The organism is Achromobacter sp. ACM04 (genome assembly GCF_014851465.1).
In the GTDB taxonomy this organism is placed as follows: Bacteria; Pseudomonadota; Gammaproteobacteria; order Burkholderiales; family Burkholderiaceae_B; genus Achromobacter; species Achromobacter aegrifaciens.
Window position 1 is genome coordinate 524,742 of record NZ_JACUZS010000005.1, and the last position, 20,502, is coordinate 545,243.

At 65.7% G+C, this 20,502-nt stretch carries 17 protein-coding genes; 11 read left to right on the plus strand and 6 right to left on the minus strand.

The window, feature by feature from the left end:
* Positions 1–83: 83 nt before the first annotated feature.
* Together IB259_RS27810 and IB259_RS27815 are read right to left on the minus strand one after the other, a co-directional pair.
* The gene (locus IB259_RS27810) at positions 84–413 is read right to left on the minus strand and encodes a YegP family protein (protein WP_088143618.1); all 330 of its coding nucleotides are present in this window, start codon (positions 411–413) and stop codon (positions 84–86) included.
* A gap of 160 nt (positions 414–573) precedes the next feature.
* Positions 574–1,767 (minus strand): acetylornithine transaminase, encoded by a 1,194-nt coding sequence (locus IB259_RS27815; protein WP_192330685.1) that lies wholly within the window; start codon positions 1,765–1,767, stop codon positions 574–576.
* Between the two features lie 211 nt (positions 1,768–1,978).
* Between IB259_RS27815 and IB259_RS27820 the strand changes: the two genes are divergently transcribed.
* Positions 1,979–2,944, plus strand: coding sequence for a tripartite tricarboxylate transporter substrate binding protein (locus tag IB259_RS27820; protein ID WP_119449803.1), 966 nt, complete (start codon positions 1,979–1,981; stop codon positions 2,942–2,944).
* Positions 2,945–3,031: 87 nt separating this feature from the next.
* Here the strand turns inward: IB259_RS27820 and IB259_RS27825 are convergent, their stop codons facing one another.
* On the minus strand, positions 3,032–3,283 hold the full coding sequence (locus tag IB259_RS27825) for a hypothetical protein (RefSeq protein ID WP_192330687.1): 252 nt from the start codon (positions 3,281–3,283) through the stop codon (positions 3,032–3,034).
* A gap of 154 nt (positions 3,284–3,437) precedes the next feature.
* Between IB259_RS27825 and IB259_RS27830 the strand changes: the two genes are divergently transcribed.
* The 3 genes from IB259_RS27830 (at position 3,438) to IB259_RS27840 (ending at position 5,490) form a co-directional block, all read left to right on the plus strand.
* Complete coding sequence (locus IB259_RS27830; protein WP_192330689.1) at positions 3,438–4,979, plus strand: helix-turn-helix transcriptional regulator; 1,542 nt, start codon at positions 3,438–3,440, stop codon at positions 4,977–4,979.
* A gap of 140 nt (positions 4,980–5,119) precedes the next feature.
* Positions 5,120–5,305, plus strand: coding sequence for a CsbD family protein (locus tag IB259_RS27835; RefSeq protein ID WP_013390838.1), 186 nt, complete (start codon positions 5,120–5,122; stop codon positions 5,303–5,305).
* Positions 5,306–5,361: 56 nt separating this feature from the next.
* Entirely contained in the window at positions 5,362–5,490 is a 129-nt protein-coding gene (locus tag IB259_RS27840; protein WP_013390837.1) for an entericidin A/B family lipoprotein, read from the plus strand.
* Positions 5,491–5,566: 76 nt separating this feature from the next.
* On the opposite strand, the gene IB259_RS27845 is transcribed toward IB259_RS27840, so the two are convergent.
* Entirely contained in the window at positions 5,567–6,946 is a 1,380-nt protein-coding gene (locus IB259_RS27845) for a hypothetical protein (protein ID WP_225596954.1), read from the minus strand.
* Positions 6,947–6,952: 6 nt separating this feature from the next.
* A complete protein-coding gene (locus IB259_RS27850; protein ID WP_192330693.1) occupies positions 6,953–8,092 on the minus strand; it encodes a DSD1 family PLP-dependent enzyme in 1,140 nt (379 codons plus the stop codon).
* A gap of 252 nt (positions 8,093–8,344) precedes the next feature.
* Here IB259_RS27850 and IB259_RS27855 point away from each other — a divergent pair, with 252 nt between their 5' ends.
* The 4 genes from IB259_RS27855 to gluQRS all read left to right on the plus strand — a co-directional run bounded on the left by IB259_RS27855 (position 8,345) and on the right by gluQRS (position 13,215).
* The gene (locus IB259_RS27855) at positions 8,345–9,307 is read left to right on the plus strand and encodes a TAXI family TRAP transporter solute-binding subunit (RefSeq protein ID WP_054455699.1); all 963 of its coding nucleotides are present in this window, start codon (positions 8,345–8,347) and stop codon (positions 9,305–9,307) included.
* A gap of 222 nt (positions 9,308–9,529) precedes the next feature.
* Positions 9,530–11,554, plus strand: coding sequence for a TRAP transporter permease (locus tag IB259_RS27860; protein WP_054455701.1), 2,025 nt, complete (start codon positions 9,530–9,532; stop codon positions 11,552–11,554).
* A 239-nt stretch (positions 11,555–11,793) separates the two neighbouring features.
* On the plus strand, positions 11,794–12,252 hold the full coding sequence (locus IB259_RS27865) for a DUF494 family protein (RefSeq protein ID WP_042795808.1): 459 nt from the start codon (positions 11,794–11,796) through the stop codon (positions 12,250–12,252).
* Positions 12,253–12,318: 66 nt separating this feature from the next.
* Entirely contained in the window at positions 12,319–13,215 is an 897-nt protein-coding gene (gluQRS, locus tag IB259_RS27870) for a tRNA glutamyl-Q(34) synthetase GluQRS (protein ID WP_192330695.1), read from the plus strand.
* Here gluQRS and IB259_RS27875 read toward each other — a convergent pair.
* On the minus strand, positions 13,202–15,832 hold the full coding sequence (locus IB259_RS27875) for a GDYXXLXY domain-containing protein (protein WP_119449798.1): 2,631 nt from the start codon (positions 15,830–15,832) through the stop codon (positions 13,202–13,204). The two genes, gluQRS and IB259_RS27875, sit on opposite strands and share 14 nt — an antisense overlap.
* A 62-nt stretch (positions 15,833–15,894) precedes the next feature.
* Between IB259_RS27875 and IB259_RS27880 the strand changes: the two genes are divergently transcribed.
* The 3 genes from IB259_RS27880 (at position 15,895) to IB259_RS27890 (ending at position 20,490) form a co-directional block, all read left to right on the plus strand.
* Positions 15,895–18,519 carry a DNA topoisomerase III gene (locus IB259_RS27880; protein ID WP_119449797.1) on the plus strand — a complete coding sequence of 875 codons (2,625 nt, stop codon included), beginning with the start codon at positions 15,895–15,897 and terminating at the stop codon, positions 18,517–18,519.
* A 142-nt stretch (positions 18,520–18,661) separates the two neighbouring features.
* A complete protein-coding gene (locus tag IB259_RS27885) occupies positions 18,662–19,720 on the plus strand; it encodes an ABC transporter substrate-binding protein (protein WP_119449796.1) in 1,059 nt (352 codons plus the stop codon).
* On the plus strand, positions 19,720–20,490 hold the full coding sequence (locus tag IB259_RS27890) for an ABC transporter ATP-binding protein (protein ID WP_054455711.1): 771 nt from the start codon (positions 19,720–19,722) through the stop codon (positions 20,488–20,490). The genes IB259_RS27885 and IB259_RS27890 overlap by 1 nt, the downstream gene beginning before the upstream one ends.
* The last annotated feature ends 12 nt before the right edge of the window (positions 20,491–20,502 follow it).

A 20,502-nucleotide genomic window follows, 5' to 3' on the forward strand; every position in this document is an offset into this window, starting at 1 on the left:
ACCAGCGGAACAAGAGCCGCAAACATTGCGGCTCTCTAGTCCCGACACCGATAGATGTGAATCAGGGCTTACACCCCAACCACTCAGGTATTGTCTTTCACCACAGTGCTTGGCCCATTTGTCTTCACAGACGCAATCCCGGCATCCCGAGCCGCGGCGCTCGAATACATTTCACTGCGTCCAATGGACTGCCCATTCGCCGCGCTCAATGAGAAATAGGGCGAACCGTTGGTGGCCGTCTTGCGCTGATAGCGTTCATCGATCGGCGAATTCTGCCGAACGGATGCAATGCCATCCTGAGCGCTAGCCTTGGTGGTGTAGCGCTCGCTCGTCAGAATGACTTCATGATTTCCGGCTTTCAGATTGAACATGTACTGATCGCCGCTGCGCTTCAACTCGTAGTAACCGCTCATGGAAACCTCCAATATCTGGCTAGTTCAACAATGGGTCGATACTGCGATGCACACACATGAATGCCGGTTGATGATAGTCCATGCCTTGCGTTCAGGACATGCCAAAGAAAAGGGCCGCTAATCGCGGCCCTTATCGTCACTGCTTAACGAATCGATTCGATTACGCCTTGCGCACCTGGGCAATCAGCCCATCCAACTGCGTCAGCATCGTATCGATTTCCTCAGCCGTCACATTCAACGCCGGCATGAAGCGCAGCAGATTCCCACGCGGCGCATTCAGCAACAGGCCATTAGGCGCCAGATTACGTGCAGCTTCAACGATGGCAGGACCATCATCACGATCCATCACCAGCGCACGCAGCAGACCCATCCCACGCTCACCCTTCATGCCCCACTTGGCCGACAGAGCCAGCAGGCCTTCGGACAGCTGCTTGGCGCGAGCATTGACCGATTCCATGAACCCCGGCGCAGCCAGCGCATCAAACACAGCAACGCCAACAGCAGCCATCAGTGGGTTGCCGTTGTAGGTACCACCCTGATCACCATGCGAGAACACGCAAACTTCCTGACGAGCCAGCAGCGCAGCCAGCGGCACACCGCCGCCAATACCCTTGGCCAGCGTCATGATGTCCGGCACGACATCCGATTGCTGGTAAGCGAACATGGTGCCCGTACGCCCCATGCCCGTCTGCACTTCATCAACGATGAACAAGAGCTTGTGCTCGTCGGCCAGCTTGCGCAGGCCTTGCATGAATTCCTTGGTAGCGGGGATGACGCCAGCTTCGCCTTGCACGGGTTCGAGCATGATGGCGACGGTCTGGTCGTCGATCAGCTTGCGCACGGATTCCAGGTCGTTGATTTCGGCCTTGGGGAAGCCTTCGACCTGCGGGGCGAACATCTTGTCCCAGCCCGGCTTGCCGGACGCGGACATGGTGGCCAGCGTGCGGCCGTGGAAGCCGTGGTTCATGGTGATGATCTTGTAGGCGCCGTTCTTGTTCACCTGGCCCCATTTGCGCGCCAGCTTGATGGCGCCTTCGTTGGCTTCGCCGCCGCTGTTGGCGAAGAAGACGCGGTCGAAGACCGAGGCGCCGGTCAGGCGCTCAGCCAGTTCGATGGAGGGCAGGTTGTAGAACGCCGGCGAAGGGTTCATCAGCAGCTTGGACTGGTCCAGCAGGGCCTTCTGCATTTCCGGGGCGCTGTGGCCCAGGGTGTTGACGGCCCAGCCCTGGACGAAGTCCAGGTATCGCTTGCCCGCGTGATCCTCCAGCCAGGATCCCTGGCCGCGCACGAACACGAGGTCCGGGCGGGAGGTGATCTCCATGAGGGCGTTGGTCTTGAACTGGCTGAATTCCATGGCGGTTCCTGCGGAATGAGAGAACAGGGGGTGAGAAAGTAATTGGACGATGCCAATAGGCGAATTTAGCACCGACGGGGGATGCTATTGTGACGTACCCCCAGCCGATCCGCCCCGGGCCGCCTCAAAAGGGCAGACAACGCGGGCGCTCTATTTTATGCAACAGGCGCGACCCCGCGCGCAGCCCTTTGTCGCTTTTTACTGACCAATCATGAAACGTATTCTTTCCAGTCTTGCCGCCGGTCTGGCGCTGGCGACGGCCGCGGCGACCGCGCATGCCGATTATCCCGAGCGCCCCATCCGCCTGATCGTGCCGTTCCCGCCCGGGCAGGCGACCGATATCTTTGCGCGCGCGCTGGCCGAAAAACTGGGCGCGGCCGTGAAGCAGCCCATCGTGGTGGAAAACCGCGCGGGCGCGGGCAGCAATATCGGGATGGAACAGGCGGCGCGCGCGACGCCGGACGGCTACACGCTGGTGATCGCGGGCTCTGCCGCGGCAGTTAACCAGACTCTGTACAAGACCATCAATTACAGCCTGACCAAGGACTTCGCGCCGGTGTCGGGGGTGTTCTCGGTGCCGCTGATGTTCCTGGCGACGCCGGCTTCGGGCATTACCTCGCTCAAGCAGCTGGTGACGCAGGCGCGCGCCAATCCGGGCGAGCTGGCCTATGCCAGCGCGGGTATCGGCGGTACGCAACATTTGTCGGCCGAGATGTTCAAGGCGGCAGCGAACATCGACATCCGCCACATTCCGTACAAGGGCAGCGGCCCGGCGCAGGCGGATTTCCTGGGGCATCAGGTGCCGTTGATGGTGGACTCGGTGACTGCCGGCCTGCCGCATGTCCAGAGCAAGAAGGCGGTGGCGCTGGCGGTGACGACGGCCAAACGCCTGCCGCAACTGCCGGACGTGCCGACCGTGGCGGAATCGGGTTATCCGGGTTTCGAGGCCATCGGCTGGGCGGCGGTGCTGGCGCCGCGCGATACGCCGGCCGAGGTGACGGGCTATCTGAGCAAGCAGATCGGCCAGGTACTGAACTCCCCGGACATGCAGAAGTTCTTCCGCGACCGCGGTGCAGAGCCGATGCCGCTGACGCCTGACGCGACCGGCACTTTCATTGCCGGCGAAGTGAAGAAGTGGGGCGAGGCGGTGAAGCAGTCGGGCGCTCAGGTCGACTGACGGACGCGCAAGACGTCATGACCCCAGCAAACCGCCCCGCATCGCCGGGGCGGTTTGCATGAGAGGCTGAGGTAAAGCTATGGCGGCTTAGGCCGGATCACCCGGCTGGCCCGGCCGTCCGGGCTCGCCTGGCTGCCTGGGCTTTTCTGCGGGCTGTCCGGGGTTGCCGGGCACTTCCGGCGGCATGCGGCCCGGATCAGTATCATCGGGGCCGGGCTGGCCCGGCACCTGGCCGGGAGCCTGCTTTTCGGGCGCACCGCCCGGCTCCTGTCCGGGACGCTGGGACGGATCGATGCCGGTCTGGTTGGCGGGATCACCGGGCTTCTGGTTCGTGTTCATGGATGTCTCCTGAAGATTCACGTGTAGCGCTCACGCGCAGCGGCACGCGTATCGTGCAAGTCCACGATAGAAGCCAGGTTCGCGCTCGCCCAGATCACGCAGGACGACTTTATCTAGTACTTTCTTCTTATCTCTTGCTCAACCAGGAGCCGGAATGAAGAAGACTGCCACGGCGTTCACCACGGAGCGCCGCCATCTGCTGGAAATCATCGACGGCCTGATCGAGGGCATCATCCTGCTGGACCAGGACCGGCGCATCGTCTGGGCCAACGACACTGCGTTGGCCATGCATGGCGTGACGGATCTGGCCGCGCTGGGCGGCACCGCCGCCGGCTACCGCAAGGCGTTTGTGCTGCGCTACCGCAATCACCGCGCGCTGCGCGCGGCGCAGTATCCGCTGGACCGCGCGCTGGCGGGCGAGACCTACAAGGACGTGGTGGTGGAAGTGACCAGCCGCCGCGATCCGGACTTCAGCCGCATGCATCAGGTACGAAATCTGGAGCTGCGCGATGCGCAGGGCGCTGCCGAAGGCATGGTGCTGGTGCTGCTGGACGTGACCGAACGCTATAGCGCGGAAGAGCGTTTCGAACGCACCTTCAACGCCAACCCCGCGCCGGCCGTGATCTGCTCGCTGGCGGATCTGCGGCACATCAAGGTCAATGACGGCTTTCTGGCGATGACGGGCTACACGCGCGAACAGGTGCTGGGCAAGACGCTGCGCCAGCTGGACGTGCTGGGCGATACGCCGCAACGCGAGGATGCGCTGCACCGGCTGGCGGAAGGGACGACTATTCCGCAGACGGAAACCATCATCACGGTGCAAGGCGGCGGCAACAAGCTCGTGATCGTGGCGGGCCAGCCCATCGAAGTCGCGGAGCAGCCCTGCATGCTGTTCACCTTCAACGACCTGGAGCCGCGCCGCAAGGCCGAGACGGCGCTGCGCGATAGCGAACAGCGCTTCGCCACGGCGTTCCGTCTTGCGCCCGTGCCCATGACGCTGAGCACCACGGAAGGCAAGCTGCTGGAGGTCAACGATGCCTTCGTCGCGACCACCGGCTACGACGCCAAGACTTTGGCGCGCGACGAAGATGCGCTGGCGCAGCTATGGACGGACCCGCAAGCCTATGACCGCGCCATGGCCTCGCTTGAGCAGGGCGCCAGCGTGCGCAGCCAGGAAATGGCGTTGCGCACGCGCGACGGCGCACTGCTGGACTGCCTGGTGTCGGCCGCGCCGATGTCGATCCAGGACCAGCCCTGCGTGCTGGCCGCGATCCAGGACATCACCGAACGCAAGCGCAACGAGGTGGAACTGATGGAGGCGATCGAGACGGTGATGCAGGACACCTCGTGGTTCAGCCGCACCGTCATCGAGAAACTGGCGCAGATCCGCACGCCCCAGGGCGCGCCGCAGGGGCAAGGCGAACTGGCCGACCTGACGCCGCGCGAACGCGAGATCCTGGGCCTGATGTGCCAGGGCCACACGGATCCGGAGATCGCGGCCAGCCTGCACTTGTCGCGCAACACGGTGCGCAATCATGTGGCGGCGCTATACAGCAAGCTGGACGTGCACCGGCGCAGCGCCGCCATCATCTGGGCGCGGCAACGCGGCATCGTGGGATATGAAAAGCCGGCGCGCAAGCAGGCGCAGAAAGCGCCTGACAAGCAGGCTCAAAAACGGGTCCACAAGATTCGGTAGAAAAGTACCAGTCGATCTGATGCGCGCGCTTCTTACGCGCGTGCCATGCGCTTCCTATAGTGGGTTCGTCCGCAGCCGGAGCCAGGCTTCGCAGGCCTCTCCAGCGCGGTTTCACGCAACCTGGAATTAGGAGCGACAACATGGATAACGACCGCATCAAGGGCGCAGCCAAGGAAGTCAAAGGCTCGATCAAGGAAACGGCAGGCAAGCTGACCGGCAACCGCGAGACCGAAGCCGAAGGGAAAGCGGAGAAAACCGTGGGCAAGGTGCAGCGCAACGTGGGCGAAGCCAAGGATCAGGCACGAGACTTGCTGAACAAGAAATAGCGCGGCTGCCTGTCGGCATGACCCGCTACGCCCATGAACGCCGAAAGGAGAAAAAAATGACGCATCGAATCTGGCTTGCGCTGCTGCTGGCAATCACCGCCATCACGGCCGGTTGCAACACGATGGAAGGCGCCGGCAAGGACATCGAACGTGGCGGGGAGAAGATCCAGCAGAAAGCCCAGTAAGTCCTGAACCGGTAGCCTGCCTGGACGGCTGGCGCGCTGAAGGCGCGCCGGCCTTTTTGCGCTTACGCGTTGCGTCCTATGGCGCTTTTGCGTCCAGGCGGCCCAGCAGGGCGTCGAAACGGCCTAGCCGCGCGTAGCGCGTCTGACCGCCCGCCACGACCTCGCCGCCTGGCAGGCCGACCCACTGTTGTATCCCGCCATCCAGGTCCAGCGCACCATGGCGGATTCGAAGCAACTGGCCCGACGCCGGATGCCAGAGCTGGCCCAGGTCCATGCTTCGATGCGGCGCATGCCAGTGGCCCAGCAACAGCCAGCCGCCCTGCAGCGCTTGCAGCGTCATGCCGCCGGCAGGCAGATGCCCCACTTCGTGTTGATGAACGGCGCCGGCATCCAGGCCTGCATGGCAAAGCATGTCGTCCTCCAGCCACGCAATGGCACTGTCGCCCAAGGCCACGGGATGCGAGATGTCGCCCGACAATGGCACGGCATAAGAGAGCGGCAAGGGATGCAGCCGCCCTTCGCGAAACTCCAGCAGTTGGCCGCGGCACAGCACGCAGGTACGGCCGTCGGGCGTAAGAATGACGGCGGACCTGTCACTGACGGGACGGCGTTGCGCGGGCGCCGTGTGCAGCAGCGTCGGCTCCGCGGCGCAGTCCCCTTCCTGGCGTCCGTAGGCGGGATAAAGAAAAACCATGCCACGGTCCACCAGCAGCAGATCATCGCCCGCAAACCCCAGGCTGAATTCCGGCGTCCGGCGTTGCACTTGCGCGGCGCGCGGCGGCAGGGGCATGCCGGGCCGGTTTGAAGAAGGCAGCTCGACCTGGCCGGAATGCAGCAGACGCGCATAAGGCGTGCTGGACAGTCCGTCCGGACCCTGTTCGATCCAGGCATGTACCCCGCTGAGGCTTACGCAGGAGGCGAGCAGCCCGCGCCGCGCCGGAAACTTGCCGTCAATCGCGCGCAATGCCGGCCATGCACGCAGGTCGGTGAGCGCCGGGGCTTCCCAGTCCTCCATTGCGGCGCAGGCCCATCCCGGAGCCACCGCTACGGCATAGGGAATGTCCAGATAGTCCTCGGGGCCGCACAGCGGACCCGAAGCCGGCTTGGGCAGGGCCGCCTGGGCGCCAGCCGCGGCCCCTTCCTGGCGATGTGCAACGGCCTCCCAACCCCGCGCCTGTATGTGCGTCTTGAGATTGTCTGCCTCGGCCTGCGGCACGATCAGCAGACGAATCGCGTCATCCTCTTCGCGCTGCTCGATGAGCGCCAGCCCCAACGCCTCCAGTTCCTGGCCCAGTGCCGGCAGGAAGTCGTCGGCCCGGTCGTCGCTCATGACGGACCGAAGCAGGTCCAGGCGCGCGGATGCAAGCGCCGGGTGGCGGGTCGAATAGATTTGCCTGAGCGTGTCCAGCACGTCGGACAGGGGAATCTTCCAATCGAAGGAGACCGGCTGCTGCATCACGATTCAGCGCGAGAAACCGCGCGCGGAGATTTCCCAGATGTCCTGCACCACGCCATCCTTGAACACCACCAGGCCGTCGTGCAGGTTGAAGGTGGGGTCCACATGCGCGGGCACCAGGCGCAGCACGCTGCCCAGCGCGGGCGCCGTGGCGCCGGGTTCGACGCGCACCACGCTGTGCTCGTCGTTGATGGCGGTGCAGGTCAGGCCGGATTCGCCATAGACGGCGGGCGGGCCGCATTCGGCGGAGGCCGATTTGAGGCCGGCGTCCAGCACCACGCGGTCGGGCGTGGGCGTGCTCATCACGGTGGACAGCAGGAACAGGCTGTTCTGGAAATTGAGCGGGCCACCCCATTCGTTCGCGCCGTAGTCGCCATCCATGAAGGCATAGGAGCCGGCCTGCAATTCGGTGTAGACGCCGCTGGCGGCGTCGAACTCCGCGCTGCCGGTGCCGCCGCCGGTGATGGTGTCGCAGGCGATGCCGCTTTCGCGCAGCAGCTGCGCGTAGGACGCGGCGATGCGCGCGGCCTGGCGGGAGACGGTGGCGCGTTCTTCGCGGGTGCGGTAGTGCTGCACCGACCCGTGATAGGCCTGCAGGCCCGCGAAATTCAGGCCTGGCAGCGCGCGCGCCTGCTGCGCCAGCGCCAGGACGGTGGCGTCGTCGGACACGCCGCAGCGGCCCTGGCCCACGTCCACTTCCACCAGCACGTCGATCTGGGCGCCGGCCTGCACCATGGCGGCGGACAGCTGCGCCAGGTTCTGGGCGTTGTCCACGCAGACGCTGATCTTGGCCGCGCGCGCCAGCTGGCCCAGCAACGCCATCTTGGCCGGGCCGACGACTTCGTTGCTGATGTGGACGTCGCGGATGCCGGCGGCCACGAAGGGCAGGGCTTCGCTGACCTTCTGGCAGCAGATGCCGCGCGCGCCCAATGCCACCTGCCGCAGCGCGATCTGCGGGCACTTGTGGGCCTTGGCGTGCGGCCGCAGGGCGACTTCGTGGCGGTCGGCCCAGGCCTGCATGGCGCGCAGGTTGGCTTCGAAGGCGGTCAGGTCCAGCGCCAGGCTGGGGGTATCGACGCGGGCGAGGGGATCGTCCGGCTGGGCGGCGGGGGGCAGCGCAATGCCGCGTATGACTTCCTGGGACATCTTGGAAACTCCGTTATCAGCACTGCTGGGATGTAAGCGCACACCATAACCAAAGCGGGACCGCCCATAACCTTGGGCGATGCGACCCCCTGGAAAACCATAGCCCTGTAATCATTGGCTACAGGGGACGGGCATGACAGAATTTCATCATAAAGAAAGCCCCCGAGGGGAGGCAGATTTTGCCGGGGGAATTCGCCCATCGGCAGAAATCACATTACTGATACCCGTCAGCAAGAATTCGGAGAAGCTCGCATGAAACTCAAGACCTGGATCACCGCCCTGACCATCGCGGCCGCCGCCGTCGGCGCCGCCGGCACCGCGCAAGCGCAACAATTCTTCCGCATCGGCACGGGTGGCACGGCCGGCACCTACTACCCCATCGGCGGCATCATCGCCAACGCGGTGTCCCAACCCGGCAAGCTGGTCGCCACGGCGGTCGCCTCCAACGGGTCGGTGGCCAACATCAACGGCATTCTGGGCGGTTCCTTCGAAGCGGGCTTCACGCAGTCCGACGTCGCTTTCTGGGCCTATAGCGGCACCGGCACCTTCGAAGGCAAGCCCAAGGCGCAAGACCTGCGCCTGATCGCCACGCTGTACCCGGAAAGCATCCACCTGGTGGCCCGCAAGGGCGCAGGCATCAAGAGCGTGGCCGACCTGAAGGGCAAGCGCGTGTCGATGGATGAGCCGGGTTCCGGCACCCTGGTGGACGTGCGTCTGATCCTGGGCGCCTACGGCATGACCGATAAGGACATCAAGGCCGAATACCTGAAGCCCAACCAAGCCGGCGACAAGCTCAAGGATGGCGGGCTGGACGCCTTCTTCTTCGTGGGCGGCGCCCCCGCAGGCGCCATCGCGGAACTGGCGTCCAGCGGCGCCGGCATCGAGATCGTGCCCTTGGTTGGCCCGGAGATCGACGCGTTGCGCGCCAAGCAGGAATTCTTCACGCCCGACACCATCGCCGCCAACACCTACCAGAACGTGGGTGAAGTAAAGACCATTTCGGTCAACGCCCAGATGGTCACCTCGGCCAAGCTGCCGGAGCAGGTGGTGTACGACGTCACCAAGGCGCTGTACAGCGACGCCACCCGCAAGACCCTGGACAACGGCCACGCCAAGGGCAAGCTCATCACCCGCGACAACGCGGTCAAGGGCGCCGGCATTCCGTTCCACCCGGGCGCTGAAAAGTTCTACAAGGAAATCGGGCTGCTGAAGTAGGCCCCCCCGAGCGCCTTCGGCGCTTCTCCCAGGGGCGCCGCAGTGGACCGGCGGAGCCGGATCCACGCGGCCCCGATCAGTGGCGACGAGGTCATGCGACTAGCGTGCCGCGCGGCCATGGGGCGCAGGGATGGCAGTGCATGTCCGCGGCGCGATGCGCCGCGCTTGAGTAGGGCCGCCACGAGCGGCCCTGCTTGCTGAATCACCCAGAGAATTACTGCGATGGAAATTGATCACGAAAAAACCCAGCAGCTGGCGGAGAAGTACGATTCGGAAATCCGCTTCCGGCCGCTGGACAAGACGGCGACCTGGATCGTCTCCGGCCTGCTGGTAACGCTCTCCATCTTCCACTACTACACGGCCGGCTTCGGCCTGCTGCGTGAAGCCACGCACCGCGGGGTGCATCTGGCTTTCGTGCTCAGCCTGATCTTCCTGGTGTTCGGTTTTTCCAAGTCGCACTACACGCGCGAGCCCAAGTCCACCTGGTACGCGCCCGGCGGCATTCCGCTGTACGACTGGATCATCGCGATCGCACTGGCCCTGTCGGTGCTGTACATCCCCTATATCTTCGAGGACCTGGCCTTCCGCGTGGGCAATCCGCTGCCCATAGACGTGTTCATGGGCTCGATCCTGCTGATCGGCCTGTTGGAAGCCACGCGGCGCGCCATGGGCTGGCCGCTGCCCATCATCGCGCTGGTGTTCATGGCCTACGCCATGTTCGGTCCGTATTTCCCCGGACTGCTGCAACACGCGGGCAACACCTGGCCCCAGATCGTCAACCACATGTACCTGACCAGCCAGGGCGTGTACGGCGTGGCGGTGGGCGTGGTGGCGACCTACGTGTTCCACTTCGTGCTGTTCGGCGTGCTGGCCACCCGTATCGGCCTGGGCCAGCTGTTCCTGGACGTCGCTTCCACCATCGCCGGCCGCTATGCCGGCGGGCCGGCCAAGGTGTCGGTGTTCGGCTCGGCCATGTTCGGCATGCTGTCGGGCTCCTCGGTCGCCAATGCGGTGACGGTGGGTTCGCTGACCATCCCGGCCATGATCCGCATCGGCTACCCGCGGCACTTCGCGGCCGGAGTGGAAGCCGCCAGCAGCACGGGCGGGCAGATCACGCCGCCCATCATGGGCGCGGCGGCCTTCCTGATGATCGAATTCCTGGGCATTCCGTACCAGCAGATCGCGATCGCGGGCATTTTCCCGGCCTTCCTGTATTTCTTCGGCATGTTCATGCAGGTGCACTTCGAGGCCAAGCGCGAAGGGCTGCGCGGGCTGACCGAAGCGGAAATGCCCAAGCTCAAGCAGTCGTTCAAGATGCGCTGGCCCACCCTGATCCCGCTGATCCTGCTGATCGGCGTGCTGGCCAGCGGCCGCACGCCTTACCTGGCGGCGTTCGCGGGCATTACCGGCTGCATCATTGTGGGCCTGCTTAATCCGTTCCAGCGGCTGCGCCTGCGCGACCTGTACGAAGCCTTCGAGACCGGCGCCAAGTACGCGCTGGCAGTGGGCGCCGCGGCGGGTACCGTGGGTATCGTGATCGGCGTGGTCACGCTGACAGGCGTGGGCTTCAAGATCTCGTACATCGTCATCTCGGCGGCCCAGGCGATCGCCGGCGGCGCGGCAACGGTCATCCCCGATGCCATCGCCAATACCCAGACGCTCACGCTGATCGCGGCGCTCATCATGACCGGCCTGGTTTGCATCCTGATGGGCTGCGGCATCCCCACCACGGCGAACTACCTGATCATGGTGGCGGTGGCCGCCCCCACGCTGGTGCAGCTGGGCGTGCAGCCCATCGCGGCGCACTTCTTCGTGTTCTATTTCGGCATCCTGGCGGACATTACACCGCCCGTGGCGCTGGCGGCCTATGCGGCGGCGGGCATGGCGGGCAGCGATCCATTCAAGACCGGCAACACCGCCTTCAGGCTGGGCATCACCAAGCTCATCGTGCCCTTCGTGTTCGTGTTCTCGCCGTCGCTGCTGATCTCGGTGCAGGGCTTCACCTGGTATGACTTCTTCGTGACGCTGTTCGGCTGCATGGTCGGCCTGGTACTGCTGTCGGCGGCGTTCTCGCGTTACATGCTGGTGGGCATGAAGAGCTGGGAGCGCTGGCTGTGCACCATCGGCGCCTTGCTGACCATCCTGCCGGGCCTGACCAGCGGCCTGATCGGGCTGGCAATCTGCATCCCGGTGTTCATGCGCCAGATCGCTCAGCTCAAGCTGGAAAACGCGCCCAAAGCGGCCTGATCAGCCACCCGAAAACAAAAAGGGGCGGACCGATAAGGTCTGCCCCTTTTTGCCTCGAATCATGAATATTGGCAGCATTTAGGGTAAAAATGTGTGCGTTTTGAGGCAAGGTGACTTCATACAACATTCCACCCTCCGGCCGGTTGCCCACCCCTATAAATCAGCGTAAAGTAAAATTCATGTTTGCTGGTCTGCCGATATGCGGGCCGACTGTGCAAACAGGCACAAAACTGCGCCATATGTTCGATATCCTGGTTTATCTGTACGAGAATTACTACACGCCGCAAGCCTGTCCTGCGGCGGACGTGCTCGCAAAGCGGCTTGCCGCCGCCGGTTTCGAGCACGAAGACATCGACGACGCCCTGGGCTGGCTGTACGGCCTGGCCGAAACCACCGAACGCTGCGTCGATCTCGCCCAGGCCCCCGCCACCGGCACCCGGATCTACACCGACAACGAATACCAGCAGCTCGGTACCGAATCCATCGGCTTCATCGCCTTCCTGGAATCGGCTGGCGTGCTGCCCGCGCCGCTGCGCGAAATCGTCATCGACCGGGGCCTGGCGTCGCCGGAAACGCCCGTGCCGCTGTCCAAGATCAAGATCATCGCCCTCATGGTTCTCTGGAGCCAGGAGGCCGAGATCGACAACCTGGTCCTGGAAGAGCTGCTGGACGAAGACGGCACGCGCTTGCTGCATTGAACGGCATCCGCGTCGCTTGATGCCGTTACTCCTTACCCGCGCGCATGGCCGCGCGGGCGTCCCATCGTGAATTACGTCGGCCGCTTCGCCCCCAGTCCCAGCGGCCCGCTGCATGCGGGCTCGCTGGTTGCCGCGCTGGCCAGCTGGCTGGACGCGCGTGCCCATGGCGGGCGCTGGCTGCTGCGCATCGAAGACGTGGACACGCCGCGCACGGTGCCCGGCGCTGCCGAGGTCATCATGGGCCAATTGAGCGCGCTGGGCCTGGATTGGGACGGCGACATCATGTGGCAGTCGCGCCGCGGCGACGCCTATCAAGCCGCCTTCGACTCGCTGGCCGCGCGCGGCCTGATCTACGGCTGCGGCTGCACGCGACGCGAAATCGCCGATTCGGCGCTGCGCGGCCAGACCGTGCCCGGCGCCGACGGCGAGCGGCCGTATCCCGGCACCTGCCGCCACGGCTTGCCACCAGGCCGCGAGGCCCGCGCCTGGCGCGTGGTCATGCCGGAAGGCGTGGAACATTTCGTTGACCGTTGGCTGGGGCCGCAGGAACAAAACGTGGCGCAAGCCGTGGGCGACATCGCCCTGCGGCGGGCCGACGGCCTGTGGGCCTACCAATTGGCGGTGGTGGTGGACGACGCCGCGCAAGGCGTGACCGATGTGGTGCGTGGCGCGGACCTGCTCAGTTCCACCGCGCGCCAGCGCGTGCTGGGCCGGCTGCTTGGGCTGCCGCCCGTGCGCTACCTGCACGTGCCGCTGATCCTGGACGCTTCCAGCGGCCTGAAACTGTCCAAGCAGAACGGCGCCCCGCCCATCGACACCGGCGCGCCCCTGGCGGCGCTGATGGCCGCCTGGCGAGCCTTGGGCTTCGACCCCATCGATGCCGCGGACCGCGGCCATTTCCTGCGGGAAGCCACCGCGCAATGGGCGCGGCGTTTCCCGCTGCCCGCCGCTACAGCGGCTTGAGGTCCTGGTCCAGCATCCGGACGAGCAGGGCCTCGCCGTTTTCCGCCACGCGCAACTCGCCGTACTTGGCGACCTGATAGCGCTCGGCCTGGCCTTCCGGGAAGAAATAGGCGTTGGTCACGATGCGCACGCTGTTGTCGCGGATGCGGTAGCGCAGCGGCACTTCGGCATCGGTATGCGGGTGCGTGTCGGGCTGGATGCGTAGCGGCTGCCCGACGCCGCGCGCGTCGGTCTGCAGCATTACATAGCCGTCCGGCTCGTAACCCATGACGGAGTCCTCGGCTTCGGGACGCTCGCCGCCCAGCCGCAGGCGCGTGACTTCCCGGCTGGCCGCGAAGTTCAGCGCCATGTAGTCGCCCTGCATGAGCGAACGGGGATCCACCGGCGCCAGTTCCAGGATGACCACCTTGCCCGACGCCAGCAGTTTTTCACGCTGCCAGATGCCGCCGTTGGTGACCGCCAGCACCAGCACCAGGCCGCCCAGGATGGCCAGCGTGCGCCAGCGCAAGGGCGCCGATACCGGCGGCAGAGCCCCGCGCTGCTTGGGCGCAATGGTGCGCATCAGGCGCGGTACCAGCCAGACCAGGGCGCGCAGCACGAACAGCAGCAGCGCGGCGCCGCCCAGCCACAAGGCTTTTTGCAGCAGCGGCACGTCCAATTGGTAGTAATAGACTCCCAGATACGCCAACAGGCTGATCACGCCGAACACCACCACGCGCGACTGGTTCAAGCCGAAGCCCAGCAGCAGCCAGGCCAGCGCGAAGCCCACGCCGGGGCTGGGCAGCCAGAACAGCGCCAGGATCAGCAGGCCGATGGGCACGCCCCAGGTGACGCCCGCCGTCAGCATGTGGCGGCGCGGCCAGAGCACCGCGAAGGCCGCCGCCACGGGCAGCAGCGCGCCGGCCGCGACCAGCACGGCCGTATGCGGATTCAGCTGCCACATGGCGGGCAACTGCTTGATGGAGATGCCGCTGGCCAGCCACACCATGCCTTGCACCGACAGCAGGAAGGCCCAGCCCAGCGGCTGCAGGGCATGGGCGCGCTTGCCGCCCAGGCGGTGGCTGACGGTAAAGATGACGGCCGTGGCCCAGGCCCCGGTCACGGCAATGGGCAGCCACAGGAAAGTGGCGCGCAGGGCGTCGAACGCCATCCAGGCGTCCAGCAGGTCCTCTTGCCCCAGGTCGGGCGACAACACGCGCCAGATCAGGCCCGCGCCCGCCGCCGCGATCAGCAGGCCGCTGAGAAAACGCAGGATGACGTCGGGCCCCACCGCGTAGACCGTGGCCGCCATCAGCAGCACGAAGACGCAGGCGCTGGCGAACGAGGTCGAACTGGACAGCCCGAAGATGATCAGGATCTGCCCGGCGAAAGCCATGGCCGTGCCGCACTGGCGCCAGAACGGACCGGCGTCGCTGCGCAGCACCGCCACGCCGGCCGCGCACAGCACCAGCCCGGCCACCAGTGCGCCGCCTTCCGTGGTGATAAAGCCCGAGAAGGCAATGAACACCAGTAGCAGCAAGGTCGCCAACCAGGCGCTCAGGCCCAGCAGGCACTGCACGTACCAGGGCGGATCCGACTGAGGCGCCGGAGCGGCCGCCAGCTGCGCCACGGGCGCCCCGCTGTCCGCCGGGTCCACCGAGTTGCCGGCCGAGGCGGCGGCCGGCTCCGCGTCCGCGCTCGCCGCGACGGCCGCCTGCGGATCGCCCGCCAGGCGCCGCAGCCAGCGCGCGGCCCAGACGGCCTCGGCCATGAGCAGCGCCGCCAGCGGCAGCGCGGCCCAGACGCCGGGCTCCAGGCGCAGCAGCCATTCGCCCGCCACCCGCAGCGACACGCAAATGACACCGGCAGCCAACATGGCCAGGATGATCAGGTCGCGCCGGCCCTTCTGATAATAGAAGCCCAGGCCCAGGGTCACCGCGACCCAGGCGATGCCGTTATAGAGGCCCAGGCCGCGGCCCAGGAAGTCGCCAAGCATCTGGGTCAGCACCAGCACGCTGATCGCCAGGGCAGCCAGGACCCGCGGACCGACCAGGGTGCTGGCGCGCCAGCGGCGGGCAGCCAGCTCCCAGCCCAGCAGCAGCAGCAGGTTCAGGCCGGCCATCATCAGGCCGGGCACGCCCGGGCCGCCCAATATCAGCATCCAGGAAAACACCCGCTCGCCCAGCCACAAGGCCACGGCCACGTTCAGCACCAACGCCCACAGCAACCAGACGGCCTGGCTGCCGGCGGCCAGCGCCCAGGGCAGCAGCAGCAGCGCCCACCAGGCGAACAGTTCCCAGGTATCGGCGCCAGTCTGGTAAGTTTGGCCTAGTAATGCGAGCAGCGCTCCCAGGAGGATGCCAGCCAGGGCGAGCAGGGCGCCCGGTATGGTGCGCCGCACCCCTGGACTGGCCCGCAGGCGCAATCCGGTCCAGGCAGCGGCCAGCGCGCAAACCGCCAGAAGGCCCTGAACGCCGGCGAAGCGCTGCACTTTTGTCATGTCCTGCCAATTGGCGGCGACCCAGCAAACCGCGGCGCTGCCCAGCAGCAAAACACCTAGCCAGAGGGTGCTGCGCGCCAGAAATTGACGCCAGGCGTGTAGTTCGGATCCCGCTTGTCTTTCAGTGCCGACTTGCATCTGGCGAATCTCCGATCTTATTATCCGCGCTACTACGGCGGGACTGCCGCCACTGGATACACATGAATAAAACGCTGATTATTGCCGAGAAGCCCTCGGTAGCCCTCGATATATCACGCGCCTTGGGAGGCTTTGCGCGCGAGGGCGACTATTTTGAAAGCGAACGTTACGTACTCGCGTCGAGCATCGGCCACTTGCTCAGCTTGGTCGCGCCCAACGATCCGGTCAAGGGAAAGTGGAGCTTTACGCACCTACCCGTGATTCCGCCCGAATTCGAACTGGGCCCCACCGACAAGAAATCGGCCGAACGGCTCAAGCTGCTGGTCCGCCTGGCCAAGCGCAAGGACGTCGATGCCATCATCAACGCCTGTGACGCCGGGCGCGAAGGCGAACTGATCTTCCGCTACATCATTCAGTACGCGGGCGTGAAGAAGCCGATCCAGCGCCTCTGGCTGCAGTCGATGACCCAGGCCGCCATCCGCGAAGCCTTCGCCAACCTGCGCGACGACGTCCAGCTCAAGCCGCTGGAAGCGGCCGCCCGCTCGCGCGCCGAAGCCGACTGGCTGGTGGGCATCAACGGCACCCGCGCCATGACCGCCTTCAACAGCAAGGACGGCGGCTTCTTCAAGACCCCGGTCGGCCGGGTGCAGACGCCCACGCTGGCCATCGTGGCCGAACGCGAGGAGCGTATCCGCCGCTTCGTGCCGCGCGACTACTGGGAAGTGCGCGCCACCTTCGTGGCGGCCGCCGGCCTGTACGAAGGCCGCTGGATCGACCCGGAATTCAAGAAAGACGACCGCGACCCCGAAAAGCGCGAATCGCGCCTGTGGTCGCAGGCCGCCGCCCAGAGCGTGGTGGCCGCCTGCCGCGAACAGCCCGGCAGCGTCACGGAAGAGTCCAAGCCGTCGACCCAGATGTCGCCGGCCCTGTATGACCTGACTTCGCTGCAGCGCGAGGCCAACGGCCGTTTCGGCTTTTCGGCCAAGACCACGCTGGCGCTGGCGCAGACCCTGTACGAACGCCACAAGGCGCTGACCTACCCGCGTACCGACTCGCGCTACCTGCCCGAGGACTACATCAACACCGTCAAGGAGACGATGCGCGCATTGGCGCAGGGCGGCTCCAACGCGGTGGGCGGCCTGGCCCGCCACGCCGGCACGGTGGTCAGCGAGAACTGGGTCAAGCCCAACCGCCGCATCTTCGACAACAAGAAGGTGTCGGATCACTTTGCCATCATCCCCACGCTGCAGATCCCGCACGACCTGAGCGAGGCCGAGGCCAAGCTGTACGACCTGGTGCTCAAGCGCTTCCTGGCGGTGTTCTTCCCCGCCGCGGAATACCGCGTCACCACCCGCATGACCGAAGTGCAGGGGCATCGCTTCCGCACCGACGGCAAGGTGCTGGTCAGCCCGGGATGGCTGGCCGTCTACGGCAAGGAAGCCCAAGGCGAAGACGCCAACCTGGTGCCCGTGGCGGACGGCGAGACCGTGCGCACCGAGGACGTGGAAGCCGTCGGCCTGACCACCAAACCGCCGGCGCGCTTTAACGAAGGCACGCTGCTGTCGGCCATGGAAGGCGCGGGCAAGCTGGTGGACGACGAGGAACTGCGCGAAGCAATGTCCGAGCGCGGCCTGGGCACGCCGGCCACGCGCGCCGCCATCATCGAAGGCCTGCTCAACGAAAGCTACCTGCGCCGCGAAGGCCGCGACCTGGTGCCCACCGCCAAGGCGCGCCAGCTGATGACGCTCTTGTCCGGCCTGGACGTGACCGAACTGACCTCACCAGAACTCACCGGCGAATGGGAGCACAAGCTCAAACAGATCGAGCAGGGCGGACTGGGCCGCGAGGCCTTCATGCGCGAGATCGCGCAGATGACGCAGGTCATCGTCAAGCGCGCCAAGGAATACGAGCGCGACACGGTGCCGGGCGACTACGCCACGCTGCAGACGCCGTGCCCCAAGTGCGGCGCCGTGGTGAAGGAAAACTATCGCCGCTTTGCCTGCACCGCCTGCGACTTTTCCATCGGCAAGCATCCGGGCGGCCGCACCTTCGAACTGCCCGAAGTGGAAGAGCTGCTGGCCAAGCGCGAAATCGGTCCGCTGCAAGGCTTCATCAGCAAGATGGGCCGACCGTTCGCCGCCATCCTGCGCATCAGCGACGAGTACAAGCTGGAATTCGACTTCGGCCAGAACGACGAGGACGACTCCGAGGCCGTGGACTTCTCCGGCCACACACCGGTGGGCTCCTGCCCCAAGTGCCAGTCGCGCGTGTTCGAGCACGGCATGAGCTACGTCTGCGAGAAATCCGTCGGCCCCGAAAAGAGCTGCGATTTCCGTTCGGGCAAGGTCATCCTGCAGCAGGAGATCTCGCGCGAACAAATGGAAAAGTTGCTGACCAACGGCCGCACCGACCTGCTCGACGGCTTCGTCTCCAGCCGCACCAACCGCAAGTTCAAGGCCTTCCTCGTCCGCCAGCCGGACGGCAAGATCGGCTTCGAGTTCGAGCCGCGTCCTGAAAAGCCCGGCCGCGCACCGGCCAAGACGGCCGCCAAGACCGCGACCAAGACCGCCGCAAAGAAAGCGCCGGCCAAGAAGGCCGCGGTGAAGAAGACCGCCACCAAGACGGCCACGAAAACGGCCGCCAAGAAAGCGGTGAAGAAGGCTGCGCCGAAAAAGACCGCCGCGTAAAACGGGCGCGGCGCCTGGCGCCGCCGCCTCCCGACCATCGCGCACGACGCCCGGGCAACCGGGCGTTTTCCATTGTTGGACGCCAGTTGCTGGGGTATTGTCTACGCCAAACCGCTGCAACCAGACCTATTCCGAGGACGACATGAGCAACAGCCCCGACTTCACCACCCGCCGCCGCGTGCTGGCCGCCGCAGGCGCGTTGGCCAGCATCAGCCTGGTCAATGGCCGCGTCGCGTTCGCCCAGCCCAAGCTGGGCCGCGTCGTCTACGGCCAGGGCAGCATCGACCCGTTCTTTGCCGCGGGTTATGTGGCGCTGAAAAAGGGCTACTTCGGCGAAGGCGGGCTGGAAGTCGAATACCTGAATTCGCAAAGCGGCCCGCGCACCAACCAGCTGCTGGCCGCGGGCCAGATCGCGTTCGGCGCCACCGCCGCCACGGCCGCCCCCGCGCTCACCTTGGCCGGCAAGCCCGCCACGCTGGTGTTCGGCTTTGACCGCAAGCTCACCTACGCCAACGTCATCGTGCGCCGCGAGGACTTTGAAAGCGGCAAGATCAAATCGCTGAAGGACCTGGCCGGCAAGCGCGTGGGCGCGACCCAGCCGCAGTCCAGCACCTGGCTGATGGCGCTGTACCTGATGCAGAAGGCCGGCGTGGCCGACAAGGTTGACATCCGCCCGCTGGGCGACCTGGCCACCATGCTGGGCGCGCTCAAGACCGGCTCCGTGTCCGCCAGCATGGCCACCATGTCCATGATGGAACAGGCGCAACAGGAAGGCTGGGGCGTGCCCATCTTCGACGCCACCACCGAGAGTTCGTGGAACGAATTCATGGGCGGCGACGTGCCTGGCATCGCGGCCCTGACCCTGCAGGACACCATCCAGAAGCGCCCGGAAGTGGTGCAGGCCTTCGTGACCGCCCTGGTCCGCGCGCAGGACTTCATCAGCGCCAACAGCGCCGCCGCCGTCACTGACGCGATCTACGACGATTACCTGAACGCCTTCCCGCGCGCCGCCATCGAAAAGACGCTGGGCGTCTACAAGGAAACGGTGTTCCTGAAGGACAACATCATCACCCAGGACGCCTATGACCGCATGACGGCCATCATGGGCGACGGCCGCCAGTTCTCCAATGACGAGATCAAGACCGTGCCCTACGACCGTTGCGTGAACATGAGCTTCGTGCGCCGCGCCCGGGGCCTCTGATGATCACGCTGGACAAGGTGGGCAAGGCCTACCAGACGCGCCAGGCCACCACGCATGCAGTGGGCGAGGTCAGCCTGACGATCCCGGAAGGCGAGTTCGTCTCCATCGTCGGGCCGTCCGGCTGCGGCAAGAGCACCTTGCTGAACATGATCGCGGGTTTCCTGCGCCCGACCACCGGCACGATCCACGTGGACGGGCGGATCGTGGACGGGCAGGTGCCGCCGGCCCTGGGCTACATCTTCCAGAAAGACACGCTGCTGCCCTGGTTCAGCGTGAGGAAGAACGTGGCGCTGGGACTGAAGTTCCAGGGCGTGGCCGCCGACAAGATCGAGCGCCGCGTGGCGGAACTACTGGAAATGGGCCACCTGAGCCAGTTCGCCGACGCCTTTCCGCACCAGTTGTCGGGCGGCATGCGGCGGCGCGTGGCGCTCTTGATGAGCCTGGCGGTCGAACCGCGCATCCTGCTGCTGGACGAGCCCTTCGGCGCGCTGGACACGCACACCAAGACCCACCTGCATCGCGAACTGATCGAGATCTGGCGCAAGCTGGGCCAGACCATCGTCATGGTCACGCACGACCTGGACGAAGCCATCCTGCTGTCCGATCGCGTGGTGGTGCTGTCCGGCCCGCCCAGCCGCGTGCTGCTGGACGAGCGCATCGAGATCCCGCATCCGCGCGATGTCTTCACGCTGCGCGAAACACCGCAGTTCGTGACCCATGTGCAAAGCCTCTGGAGTGTGCTGGGACAGCAGTTCCGCGCCGCCGCCTGAATCCCTACGCGT

Bases quoted from the DNA above. Each gene is read 5' to 3' on its own strand.
- IB259_RS27810 (WP_088143618.1), bottom strand. From the start codon at position 413: ATGAGCGGTTACTACGAGTTGAAGCGCAGCGGCGATCAGTACATGTTC.
- IB259_RS27815 (WP_192330685.1), bottom strand. From the start codon at position 1,767: ATGGAATTCAGCCAGTTCAAGACCAACGCCCTCATGGAGATCACCTCC.
- IB259_RS27820 (WP_119449803.1), top strand. From the start codon at position 1,979: ATGAAACGTATTCTTTCCAGTCTTGCCGCCGGTCTGGCGCTGGCGACG.
- IB259_RS27825 (WP_192330687.1), bottom strand. From the start codon at position 3,283: ATGAACACGAACCAGAAGCCCGGTGATCCCGCCAACCAGACCGGCATC.
- IB259_RS27830 (WP_192330689.1), top strand. From the start codon at position 3,438: ATGAAGAAGACTGCCACGGCGTTCACCACGGAGCGCCGCCATCTGCTG.
- IB259_RS27835 (WP_013390838.1), top strand. From the start codon at position 5,120: ATGGATAACGACCGCATCAAGGGCGCAGCCAAGGAAGTCAAAGGCTCG.
- IB259_RS27840 (WP_013390837.1), top strand. From the start codon at position 5,362: ATGACGCATCGAATCTGGCTTGCGCTGCTGCTGGCAATCACCGCCATC.
- IB259_RS27845 (WP_225596954.1), bottom strand. From the start codon at position 6,946: ATGCAGCAGCCGGTCTCCTTCGATTGGAAGATTCCCCTGTCCGACGTG.
- IB259_RS27850 (WP_192330693.1), bottom strand. From the start codon at position 8,092: ATGTCCCAGGAAGTCATACGCGGCATTGCGCTGCCCCCCGCCGCCCAG.
- IB259_RS27855 (WP_054455699.1), top strand. From the start codon at position 8,345: ATGAAACTCAAGACCTGGATCACCGCCCTGACCATCGCGGCCGCCGCC.
- IB259_RS27860 (WP_054455701.1), top strand. From the start codon at position 9,530: ATGGAAATTGATCACGAAAAAACCCAGCAGCTGGCGGAGAAGTACGAT.
- IB259_RS27865 (WP_042795808.1), top strand. From the start codon at position 11,794: ATGTTCGATATCCTGGTTTATCTGTACGAGAATTACTACACGCCGCAA.
- IB259_RS27875 (WP_119449798.1), bottom strand. From the start codon at position 15,832: ATGCAAGTCGGCACTGAAAGACAAGCGGGATCCGAACTACACGCCTGG.
- IB259_RS27880 (WP_119449797.1), top strand. From the start codon at position 15,895: ATGAATAAAACGCTGATTATTGCCGAGAAGCCCTCGGTAGCCCTCGAT.
- IB259_RS27885 (WP_119449796.1), top strand. From the start codon at position 18,662: ATGAGCAACAGCCCCGACTTCACCACCCGCCGCCGCGTGCTGGCCGCC.
- IB259_RS27890 (WP_054455711.1), top strand. From the start codon at position 19,720: ATGATCACGCTGGACAAGGTGGGCAAGGCCTACCAGACGCGCCAGGCC.